The sequence below is a fragment of the Mucilaginibacter sp. SG538B genome (assembly GCF_013376065.1).
GTDB classification, from domain to species: domain Bacteria; phylum Bacteroidota; class Bacteroidia; order Sphingobacteriales; family Sphingobacteriaceae; genus Mucilaginibacter; species Mucilaginibacter rubeus.
In genome coordinates this window covers 1-3845 of record NZ_JABMJI010000016.1, presented here as the reverse complement: position 1 = coordinate 3845, position 3845 = coordinate 1, and the positions used below count along the sequence as shown (strand labels likewise).

Below are 3845 nucleotides of genomic sequence, written 5' to 3'. Positions count from 1 at the left end.
AAAATAAAAAATAAAAAAGTTTTGGAAATAAGAAAAGGTTTTCTACCTTTGCAGACCCAAACGGAAGGGTGCTTGAGAGAGCGAAAGAAGTTGAGGCTGAGCGAGTTCAGTCAATAAAAGAAGGAAGAAAGTTAACGGTGGTTAATGAGTAAAACAAAAGAGCCGGAAGCGATTTTCGGGGAAACAAACTGACAAGTTAAGCAATGCGAATTGCGACGACATAATAGCTGATTCGGATGATGAAGCGAGCAAGTTCTTTTAAGAAATGGAAATCATGTAGCGTAACGGGAGGCGAAGTCTAACCAAGGTTAAACAAAGCTGAAGAGTTACAAAAAGAAGAGAGACTGTATAAAGATATATAATACAGATTCTATTAATTAATAATAGGGTCAGTGGTTAAACAAAACATTTTACAATGGAGAGTTTGATCCTGGCTCAGGATGAACGCTAGCGGCAGGCCTAATACATGCAAGTCGGACGGGATTTGGGAGCTTGCTCCTAATGAGAGTGGCGCACGGGTGCGTAACACGTATGTAACCTACCTTGATCAGGGGGATAGCCTCTCGAAAGAGAGATTAAGACCGCATAACATTATGATATGGCATCGTATTATAATCAAATATTTATAGGATCAAGATGGGCATGCGCAACATTAGCTAGTTGGTGTGGTAACGGCATACCAAGGCGACGATGTTTAGGGGATCTGAGAGGATGACCCCCCACACTGGTACTGAGACACGGACCAGACTCCTACGGGAGGCAGCAGTAAGGAATATTGGTCAATGGACGGAAGTCTGAACCAGCCATGCCGCGTGCAGGAAGACGGCCCTACGGGTTGTAAACTGCTTTTGCAGGGGAATAAACCCCGGTTCGTGAACCGGGTTGAATGTACCTTGAGAATAAGGATCGGCTAACTCCGTGCCAGCAGCCGCGGTAATACGGAGGATCCAAGCGTTATCCGGATTTATTGGGTTTAAAGGGTGCGTAGGCGGCTTTTTAAGTCAGGGGTGAAAGACGGTAGCTCAACTATCGCAGTGCCCTTGATACTGAAGAGCTTGAATGTACTTGAGGTAGGCGGAATGTGACAAGTAGCGGTGAAATGCATAGATATGTCACAGAACACCAATTGCGAAGGCAGCTTACTAAAGTATGATTGACGCTGAGGCACGAAAGCGTGGGGATCAAACAGGATTAGATACCCTGGTAGTCCACGCCCTAAACGATGAACACTCGATGTTGGCGATATACGGTCAGCGTCTAAGCGAAAGCGTTAAGTGTTCCACCTGGGGAGTACGCCCGCAAGGGTGAAACTCAAAGGAATTGACGGGGGCCCGCACAAGCGGAGGAGCATGTGGTTTAATTCGATGATACGCGAGGAACCTTACCCGGGCTTGAAAGTTAGTGAATGTGACAGAGACGTCACAGTTCTTCGGAACACGAAACTAGGTGCTGCATGGCTGTCGTCAGCTCGTGCCGTGAGGTGTTGGGTTAAGTCCCGCAACGAGCGCAACCCCTATGTTTAGTTGCCAGCATTTAAGGTGGGGACTCTAAACAGACTGCCTATGCAAATAGAGAGGAAGGAGGGGACGACGTCAAGTCATCATGGCCCTTACGTCCGGGGCTACACACGTGCTACAATGGATGGTACAGAGGGCAGCTACCTGGCAACAGGATGCCAATCTCTTAAAGCCATTCACAGTTCGGATCGGGGTCTGCAACTCGACCCCGTGAAGTTGGATTCGCTAGTAATCGCGTATCAGCAATGACGCGGTGAATACGTTCCCGGGCCTTGTACACACCGCCCGTCAAGCCATGGAAGCTGGAAGTGCCTGAAGTGCGTAACCGCAAGGAGCGTCCTAGGGTAAAGTCGGTAACTGGGGCTAAGTCGTAACAAGGTAGCCGTACCGGAAGGTGTGGCTGGAATACCTCCTTTCTGGAGCAGTATCTCTGAGTAATTCGGAACTGTTACCTACATGATATTTCTTAAAACACAAAAAAAAGACAAAAGGAAACCCAGAAGATGAAGCCATCTGTGGAATGTGTAAACGAAAGTAAGCACAGGACAAGTGGCAGTAAGCAGTGGCAGCAGCAGTAGGCAGAAAAGTCCTGCAAACTGCAACTGATAACTGCAACTAAAAACAAATAGTCCTGTAGCTCAGCTTGGTTAGAGCACTACACTGATAATGTAGGGGTCAGCAGTTCAAATCTGCTCGGGACTACACAAGGGGAAGTAGCAGTAAGAAGTAGCAGCAGCAGTAATTAACTGCCACTGTAAACTAACCACTGCCCACTCATCTGAAAGGGGGATTAGCTCAGCTGGCTAGAGCACCTGCCTTGCACGCAGGGGGTCAACGGTTCGAATCCGTTATTCTCCACCAAGTATTCTACAGTAACTATAATATAGGTTACGCTACAGATGAAAACTAACGTTCTTTGACATATTGGAAGAAGTAATTGAAAACAAGAGAAAACAACAGATAGGAAGTTGTTTGATTGAGAACCAAGATTACAAGAATAAAGAAACAAGAGTAATCTTGCTTCCTGACTCCTGAACTCTTGACTCTGTCGAACAGCGGACTAAAATAAAGACATACCTTGCGGCGCAAAAGGCGCAAGAGTAGAAGAAAGTAAGAAAGGGTACACGGGGGATGCCTTGGCTCTCAGAGGCGAAGAAGGACGTGATAAGCTGCGATAAGCTGCGGGGATTAGCAAATATGAATTGATCCGCAGATTTCCGAATGGGGAAACCTAGTTATTTGAAGAATAACTGCATAAATGCGCTAACCTGCCGAACTGAAACATCTAAGTAAGCAGAGGAAGAGAAAACAATAGTGATTTCCAGAGTAGTGGCGAGCGAAATGGAAGAAGCCCAAACCTGTTATGTTACGGCATAGCAGGGGTTGTAGGACCACAACATGAATATTAAATAGAACCGGAAGGGGGTGGGAAACCCTGCCATAGAGCATGAGAGCTGCGTACGGGTAATAGATAATAGGATAGTGGTATCCTGAGTACCGCGAGGTCGGAGACGCCTTGTGGGAATTTGCCGGCACCATCCGGTAAGGCTAAATACTCCTGAGAGACCGATAGTGAACCAGTACCGTGAGGGAAAGGTGAAAAGAACCCCGAACAGGGGAGTGAAATAGAACCTGAAACCGTGTACTTACAAGCGGTCGGAGCCTGGTAACGGGTGACGGCGTGCCTTTTGCATAATGAGCCTACGAGTTACTCTTCCCTGGCAAGGTTAAGTGTTTAAGACACGGATCCGAAGCGAAAGCGAGTCTGAAAAGGGCGTATAGTCAGGGGAGGTAGACGCGAAACCTTGTGATCTACCCATGGGCAGGTTGAAGGTGCCGTAACAGGTACTGGAGGACCGAACCGATAAACGTTGAAAAGTTTCCGGATGACTTGTGGGTAGGGGTGAAAGGCTAATCAAACTGGGAAATAGCTCGTACTCCCCGAAATGTTTTTAGGAACAGCCTGGCGGTTGAGTTATAAAGAGGTAGAGCTACTAATTGGGTGCGGGGGAGTCAAATCCTACCAAATCCAGATAAACTCCGAATGCTTTATAATATACGCTGGAGTGAGGCTATGGGTGCTAAGGTCCATGGCCGAGAGGGAAAGAACCCAGACCATCAGCTAAGGTCCCTAAATTATTGCTAAGTTGAACTAACGAGGTCCGATTGCACAGACAGCTAGGATGTTGGCTTGGAAGCAGCCATTCATTTAAAGAGTGCGTAACAGCTCACTAGTCGAGCGATCGGGCATGGATAATAAACGGGCATCAAGCAGTATACCGAAGCTATGGATTCACAGTAATGTGACTGGTAGGGGAGCATTCTATT

Annotated in this window: 2 tRNA genes and 2 rRNA genes; all 4 read left to right on the top strand. The window is 47.2% G+C overall.

From position 1 onward, the window contains the following. Nucleotides 1-412: 412 nt before the first annotated feature. Nucleotides 413-1933: ribosomal RNA gene (locus FHW88_RS29940) — 16S ribosomal RNA — on the top strand. 211 nt (nt 1934-2144) lie between these two features. Next, nucleotides 2145-2219: transfer RNA gene (locus tag FHW88_RS29935), tRNA-Ile, on the top strand. Between the two features lie 82 nt (nt 2220-2301). Then, a tRNA-Ala gene (locus FHW88_RS29930) sits at nt 2302-2378 on the top strand. A 243-nt stretch (nt 2379-2621) separates the two neighbouring features. Further along, nucleotides 2622-3845 (top strand): 23S ribosomal RNA (locus tag FHW88_RS29925); the annotation flags it as partial.